This is a genomic window from Pseudoalteromonas shioyasakiensis, from assembly GCF_024518675.1.
In the GTDB taxonomy this organism is placed as follows: domain Bacteria; phylum Pseudomonadota; class Gammaproteobacteria; order Enterobacterales; family Alteromonadaceae; genus Pseudoalteromonas; species Pseudoalteromonas shioyasakiensis_B.
The window spans coordinates 123,523-131,521 of record NZ_JANIGL010000009.1; the positions used below are offsets into that span (position 1 = coordinate 123,523).

General features: G+C 37.6%; 5 protein-coding genes. 4 read left to right on the top strand and 1 reads right to left on the bottom strand.

Going from position 1 to position 7,999, the window contains the following annotated elements; all coding sequences use genetic code 11:
* Positions 1-615 precede the first annotated feature (615 nt).
* Together NQT69_RS18660 and NQT69_RS18665 are read left to right on the top strand one after the other, a co-directional pair.
* On the top strand, positions 616-2,724 hold the full coding sequence (locus tag NQT69_RS18660; RefSeq protein ID WP_256829164.1) for a hypothetical protein: 2,109 nt from the start codon (positions 616-618) through the stop codon (positions 2,722-2,724).
* Complete coding sequence (locus tag NQT69_RS18665) at positions 2,721-4,367, top strand: HEAT repeat domain-containing protein (protein ID WP_256829165.1); 1,647 nt, start codon at positions 2,721-2,723, stop codon at positions 4,365-4,367. Before NQT69_RS18660 ends, NQT69_RS18665 begins: the two co-directional genes overlap by 4 nt.
* 560 nt (positions 4,368-4,927) lie before the next feature.
* Here the strand turns inward: NQT69_RS18665 and NQT69_RS18670 are convergent.
* Positions 4,928-5,788 (bottom strand): YicC/YloC family endoribonuclease, encoded by an 861-nt coding sequence (locus NQT69_RS18670; RefSeq protein WP_256829166.1) that lies wholly within the window; start codon positions 5,786-5,788, stop codon positions 4,928-4,930.
* Positions 5,789-5,954: 166 nt separating this feature from the next.
* Here NQT69_RS18670 and rph point away from each other — a divergent pair, with 166 nt between their 5' ends.
* Together rph and pyrE are read left to right on the top strand one after the other, a co-directional pair.
* On the top strand, positions 5,955-6,668 hold the full coding sequence (gene rph / locus NQT69_RS18675) for a ribonuclease PH (protein WP_058560283.1): 714 nt from the start codon (positions 5,955-5,957) through the stop codon (positions 6,666-6,668).
* Between the two features lie 23 nt (positions 6,669-6,691).
* A complete protein-coding gene (pyrE, locus tag NQT69_RS18680; RefSeq protein ID WP_099296250.1) occupies positions 6,692-7,336 on the top strand; it encodes an orotate phosphoribosyltransferase in 645 nt (214 codons plus the stop codon).
* The last annotated feature ends 663 nt before the right edge of the window (positions 7,337-7,999 follow it).

The window sequence follows — 7,999 nt, forward strand, 5'->3', positions numbered from 1 at the left end:
TTTGTGCAACTGGCAGAGACGCCATTTGTTGCCTGGGCTCTGCTTAGTCAGTCCAAGGTCTCTGGGTTGGGAAGAGAAATGCTCGGTGACTGACCGGATAGTCAACTGACTAAATAAAAAGCCTGGTAAAGCTGTGTGAGATAGAACTCATCAACATTCATGCGTACACGGTGTAGCGCTAGACGATAAAGGAGATTATCATGAATACAAAAGTTACCGTTCAAGCAACAACGAAAAATATTTCTAAGCCGATTTGCAAAAATCGAATTAGAGTACCCAATTATATACCAAATCAACGGTTTAGCTTGGTTATCAAAATTCCCAACTAACTACCCATTAGCATTGCTTCTGAAGAGTGGAATTACTTCCAAGGCGAGGAGTGGATTCGCATATGGTGCCTCACAGGATCTGAATACGTTCTTCTATTCTAAAGCATTGTTATCATTTTAAAATATTTATTCCAAAGCTGATGGGTATAAGAAAGCTCGTTGAATCAGTTGTTTAGTATGGTATTCAACCTTTGTTTGGAAAATAAACGAATTTACCAGACTTTTAAAATGGTAAAAACCTAAGAAGCTTACTAAGATAAATGCACCCCTCTTATAGAAGATTATAATGATAAAAATAACCATTAAGAAAGCCATTTACTTTACTCTCCTTTCGATTAGTTTTTCGATGCTTGGCGGGTGTAACAGTGATTCAGAAAAAATCGCGGAGATCGAAAAAGTAAAAGAAATATCTATTACTGAAATTTCTCACGCAGATGGTGAATACAGTGCAAATGCAACGCTGGAAGTTAACTATGAACTCTCAGTGGAAGGGTTTGAAGCAGAAGATGTAACAGTCCACATATTTAGTATCAACAAAGAATATTTAGAAGAGCTACTTTTACAACACACCGAAGTTAGCGACTTGGATGTTGATAAGGACAAAATAGAGTTAGTTGGCCTTGATTATGCGGAAAATGTAACAAGAGGTCTTAATAATCGTACGTACAACATAAACCTACCAAAAAAAATAGACACTGGTAATTATGTAATATTTGCTCTTCCTGACGTACTTAACCGACATGAAGAAGACACTGATGATGACCTCCACTTTTCTTTTAGTGATATAGCGACAGTCGATAATCAACCTGTCACTGAAATTATAATTAAACGCGCTCAATATGATTCCCAAGATATGGAAATCACGCAGCATGAACACGATCTTGAGCTTATCTTTGATGTACCCCGTGGAGATGATACCCAACAAGTAGAATTTGATGGTAATGTACTCTCCCAAGCGACAGGTTTAAGTGTCGGTAATTACAAGCTTAACGTAAGTATTGATTTTGAAGGTGAGCGCCAAACAATACCAGTTTGGGATTCCAAAAATCAATTGCATATGCCTTTTATTGAAGGTGAGTTCTATAATGACCTAGAGCCACAAAGTATGCACTATTCACTGCTGTTTACGCATGAGATGATCACTAGACTCTATGAGTCTTATGACCCTGAACAAGAAAATACGTTAAAGCTTAGAGTTTTTATAGTAGGCTCTTCTGATGAGATAGACCTCTCTGATAACATTTCTGAAATTGAAGTTCCATTTTATTTTTTTGATGACTACGCAGAATTAAACACCGCCGAAAATTCTGCAGGACTCGCTGAAATGGCTGAAAATTCGACTGAAGGTAATGCCATTTGGGTTGAACCTGCTTGTGCCCAACTTTGGCAGTACTCTACTAGTAGCGCTGTATTTGGCTCCTATGAGGTTACTTATAGCGAGAGACTATCCGAATTATCGATCCAAAAGCAAGATATCATACAATCAGATTTGTACGGTAACATATCGGAAGAAGAAGTTGAAAAATGTTCAGAGGGCTATTGGAAATATCTAGAATTAAAAGAAAAAAGTGACTTTGGACAAAAAACGGGTTCAAAATCTACATTTCAAACAGCTATTGGCTTTAATGTGTCGCTGGAGCTAGCTCCTGAGGAAAACCCAGCTTTAAAATCTACAGCAAAAGGAATCCTTGTCGTTACAGTATTTGATAAAGAACTTACTGTTTTATTTAAAGAAGCCAGTATTTGGACCTATCCATATAATGATGAATTTATGGATGAGAGCAAATCCGCTAGATATACAAGTAGTTATGAACTGTTTGGAGTCACAATAGATTCCGGAATTACTTATATTGATGTTCCTAACTTCAACATACCAATAAAGAAAACACTGTGGGAAACGCGGAAAGTTGTGGCAAGTGAAACGGTCATAGTTGGAATAGTTCCAGTAACAGCCAAAGGTGGCTTTGAAGGTACATTGAAGCTAGATATGAATATGGGTATCAAAAATGCGAACGAAATTTACGTAAAAGGTAATTTGATGACAGTTAATCTCAACGGGTTCACTCAGGCGGGCTTAGGCGGGGTAATCCCTGGCGTTAATCTTGGAGGTAGTGCTGGAGCTTATGGTAAGTTAGATCTAATTGATAACAAGTTGATGCTAGATATATCTGCTGCAACTAAAGTTACCAATGTAGACGATGTTTTAAAGCCTTCTGTTGAGTATAAATTCAAACTTGACGATGAACTCAGTTCTATTCAAGGTGACTTTGGCATATATTCTGAAGTCAATTATATATTTGACTCTCATAGGTGGACTGAATCATTTTATAAAACAGGCTGGCTTTACAATAGAACATTTACCATCGTAGATTCAGAAGGAACGCTCGACCTATGATGAAGCTGTTTTCTTTGCTCTGCATTGCTATTAGTTTTGCAGGGCATACTTGTATAAACCAATACAAATATGAGTTAAATGCAAGTGTTCAGTATCATCAGCCTGACAATATTAGCTATGTTGATATGAATGCTTTTATAACAATCAAACACTTTTATCATGATAATGAAGTGAGTTGGTTTGGTCTCAAAGCTGACCAAACCAACCTAAAAGTTAATGGCGTACTTTCACCATCAAACGATTATGAAATTCCATTTCTATTTGGAATCAATACAAAGGGGAGTATCACCGAGTTTAAATTCATTTCTGATACCCCTGAAAATGTTAAAGAAAAACTAAAAGGGTTTGCGTATTACTTTCAAACACATAAAGTTAGCAAAGAAAATCCACTTGTTACAACACTTGAGCGCGATGCTATGGGTGAGTATCTTGTTACTTATAAAATGGATGAACCTTATATAGAAAAAAACAAGGTATCATATAAAGAATCTATTGATATTAAAAAGTCTATTACTCGATACCAGCTCGGGAAATGTTTCTATAATGAGCTAACTGCGAGTGAAAAAGTCGAAATTACCGACGGACCCATATATAAATCAATAGAAACGAATACTGATTATACATTTAGCACTAATAGACCCATTCTAGATAGCCCATTATTGACTTTATCAAATACCCCTGATGATTGGTTGATTATTAAAGCCAAACCTCTCTCTAAAGCAGATAAAAAAGAACTTCAGGAGCAGTTAAAATTACTTTTACCAAGCTTAAATATTACTCAGCTGGCGTCAACCGAATTAGCGGAATTACTTAAAAAATACTCTCCAATTCTAGGGGAAGTAGAAACTGTCACGCTACTACTTAATGAGATGGCTCTTGAGGATGAACAATACATGAGATTGTTTAACTCTATTGGTCAAATTGAAAACGCAGCCTCACAGATGTTTTTAGTTAATACTATCAATCACGAAGAAATTAATGACACACATAAATTCAGGGCGATAATGTCGCTCTTACAAGGGACTGAGGAACTCACACCATCAGCTTTGTATGCATTAGGTGATGCTGTATTAAACAATCAAATAAACAGAGGTGAACTCCAACCTATTCTTGTCACAGCTGTCGGCGGCATAGTAGATAATAGAAAAAATGCGGGTGATACATTAGTTATTCAAGATGCAATTATTCAAGGATTACATGCATCTGAAAGTAATAAAGATAAAGTGACCTACTTAACCGCAGTTGGGAATATGAAAAATAGTAATCATTTAGACTATCTAACACCCTATATATATGATGGAACTGCTAATGTCCGCGCTGCAACGATAATGGCGCTCGGAAAGATTAATAATCCTGAAGCCTACAATATAGTCGTTGAAAATTTTAACAATGAAAAAAATGAATATGTTCAAATCACAGCTTTAAAAGCGCTGTCGAATTACAAGGTTGATTCAAATTTTAAAACAAAGGCCATAGCAATTGCTGCTTCAAATTCTAATTCAGAGATAAGGCGTAGCGCTATTGAACTGCTAACATCAAAAGAAAATAAACTTCCTAACAAAGACCTTCGAAAAATGTTGAAATTTGAAAGTGATAAAAGTAATTACAGGTTAATAGTAAATGCTTTACGTGATGGGGATTGATACGGCCTAGTGAAATATAGTCGATAGACTATATAGTGAACAATTCGCTGAGCGTCTGCTATGCAGATAATTTTTAATTCCGCTGTCGACTTGCTCAGGTCAACTAACTGATGTTCAGTTGACCTCGTCAAGCACTAAAAATTTCAAACCCCTACTTCTTTTTTGCGCATTAAGTTGTCATAAAATCTAAGGTGCTAATTGAAGTTTGTTGAATGTTCGCTTTCAGTATTTTGTGAGCGTCCAGACAACAACACATTTTAATGGTTAATGTTTAACACTACAGTTTCTTCACTTTAACACTAGAAGGAGTTACTGATAATTTGCAGAATACTTGATGATTGGAAGGTGCTTTGGAGATCGCGTATTTTCCTACAGCCTTATCTTTAATAAGGCCATTAATCTTTTGAGCTGTGATTATTGCTGTCATTTTAACATCTTACCCATGAAGTGGTGACAGGTTCCTACTGTTTTAGGATAGCTTTCATATTTTTCAACAATCCGTCACTATTTCTGTCACCACATTTTACAGATTTTATTAGCTATTTTAACACTCTGAAACATCATTCGATATTCTGGATCTGTTCTCTCATCTGCTCAATGAGCACTTTTAGCTCTACCGCTGCATTGGTGATGTCGCTGTTGATTGATTTAGAGGCGAGGGTGTTTGCTTCGCGGTTGAATTCTTGCATCATAAAATCTAAACGACGACCACATGCGCCACCTTTTTTAAGGATTTTTTTAGTTTCTTTAACATGAGACTTTAAACGGTCTAGTTCTTCAGCTACATCTTGCTTTTGTGCTAAATAGATAAGCTCTTGTTCAAGGCGAGACTCATCAATAGTAGTCGTTAAATCTTCTAGCTTTTGAGCCAGTTTTTCTCGTTGCCACTTTGTTATTTCTGGCATGTGAGTTTCAACAACAGCAACTTGCTCTAAAATAGCATCAAGGCGTGTGGCTATCATTACTTCAAGGTTAGCGCCTTCGTCAGCTCTTGCTGATTTAAAATCCTCAATTACTTGATCAAAACCAGAAATAAGAGCGGTGTTAACGCTATCCATATCCAGCTCTTGCGCTTCCATTACACCAGGCCAGCGTAAGATATCAACAGAGTTAATGTCGCCACTACTTTGCTGTTGCACCCATTTAGCACTATTAATTAATTGTGCAGCAAGAGATTCATTTATTGAAAGTTCGCCTACGTGTGCAGGGTTAGCAACAAACTTTAAAAACACTTCAACTTTACCGCGTTGTAAGTGCTTGCGTAAGCGTTCGCGAATAACAGGCTCCATGCCACGAAATTGCTCAGGTGCGCGAATAAAAGTTTCAAGGTAACGTTGGTTAACTGAACGTACTTCCCAAGTGCCAGTGCCCCAATCGCCTTTTATTTCGCGACGTGCGTAAGCAGTCATACTGTGGATCATGGATGGTTTCCTAGTTTTATTAATACAATAATGATGTGATTATACCGTATCACTGCATAAGCTCTAGCGGAAATTTTTGTTACTGTAGGCTTTTATGTAAATCGGCATGGCATCTACTGCTATATATACTTATAATATGGCAAATTCTGAATTAAGGGGATCGTTAATGCGTCCAAGCGAAAGAACACCTAACCAAATTAGACCGGTTACATTTACACGTAATTATACATTGCATGCTGAAGGCTCTGTGCTGGTTGAGTTTGGTAATACTAAAGTACTTTGTACAGCAACAGTTGAATCAGGTGTGCCGCGCTTCATGAAAGGCCAAGGCAAAGGGTGGATCACTGCAGAGTACGGCATGCTACCGCGCTCTACCCATACCCGAAATGGCCGTGAAGCCGCGCGTGGTAAGCAAAGCGGTCGCACTATGGAAATTCAACGTTTAATTGCTCGCTCTCTTCGTGCAGCTGTTGATTTAAAAGCGTTAGGTGAAAATACCATTACAATTGACTGTGATGTAATTCAAGCAGATGGCGGTACGCGTACTGCCTCTATCAGCGGCGCTTGTGTTGCATTAGTTGATGCGCTCACGCATATGCGTAGCAAAGGCATGATTAATTCAAACCCACTGAAGTTTATGATTGCTGCCATTTCAGTGGGTGTTTATAAAGGCCAAGCTATCAGCGATTTAGAATACCTAGAAGATTCTGATGCTGAAACTGATATGAACGTTATTCTAACAGAAACTGGAAAAATCATCGAAGTGCAAGGCACAGCCGAAGGCGAACCATTCTCGTTTGATGAGCTTGATGAGTTACTTACTTTAGCTAAACATTCAATTCGCGAAATTATTGATGTGCAAAAGCAAGCACTCGCTTAATAAAGTAATAGGTTTAAATAAATATGAAAGATTACCAAATAGAGTTTATTGAATTTGCACTTGAAAAGCAGGTGCTTAAATTTGGCGAGTTTACTTTAAAATCAGGTCGTACTAGCCCTTACTTTTTTAATGCTGGTTTATTTAACACTGGGCGAGACCTTGCTCGTCTTGGCCGTTTCTATGCAGCAGCCCTTGAAGATGCAGCAATTGATTACGATGTTTTATTTGGTCCTGCTTATAAAGGTATTCCAATTGCGACAACGACAGCTGTTGCGCTGGCTGATCATCACGATAAAGATGTGCCTTATTGTTTTAATCGTAAAGAGAAAAAAGCACATGGCGAAGGTGGTACATTAGTAGGTTCAGAACTCAAAGGTAAGATCATGTTAGTTGATGATGTGATCACCGCGGGTACTGCAATTCGTGAGTCAATGGAAATCATTGCGCAAAATGGTGCTGACTTAAGTGGCGTGCTAATCGCACTTGACCGTCAAGAGAAAGGCAAAGCTGAGTTATCTGCAATACAAGAGGTCGAGCGTGACTTTGGTACTAAAGTAATTTCTATTGTGAAATTAGCTGATCTTATTAGCTACCTTGAGAGCAAAGGAACAATGGATGAACATTTAGAAGCCGTTAAAGCATACCGCGAGCAATACGGCATCGCTTAATTACGCTTTGTTTAGGTGTTATCTAATAGTTATATAGTAAAAGCCCAGTGATTTTCACTGGGCTTTTTAGATTAAATTACTTAATAAGGTTATTAAAACGTAAATTAAGTATGGATTTTGTAGTCTTTGGCATGAATAGTGAGCGAACAGTGCTTTATTTCAAGTTTTCTTTAAAAAACGCTTGCGTAAAAATCTGTTCTCCCTATAATGCGACCCCACTGAGACGGCAGAGCGCAACGCATAGCGGGGCATGAGCTACTCAGAGTGTTAAGTAAAACTTGAGTTTAGATTTTTTATAAAGTTTAAAATTAAGTGTTGACAAAAAAATAGGAAAGCGTAATATGCGCAGCCCTAGCGAGATAAAGCAAATGCTTTAATCGCAACGTTCTTTAACAATATAAAGCAATCATCTGTGTGGGCACTCGTACAGATTGAGTTCTAACAGCCAAGCTACTTCGTTCTTTATTGAGCAAGTAACGAGGCAAAAAATTTAGAGTCTCAATTGAAACTGAGTGACCAACAGAATAGTTACTTCGGTAATTATTCAGCACAGTCAATTCAATATCGAAAGATATTAAATAAATTCAGAATTCATTGAGCTGTTCTTCGGAACATAAAAACTTTTAATTGAAGAGTTTGATCATGGCTCAGATTGAACGCTGG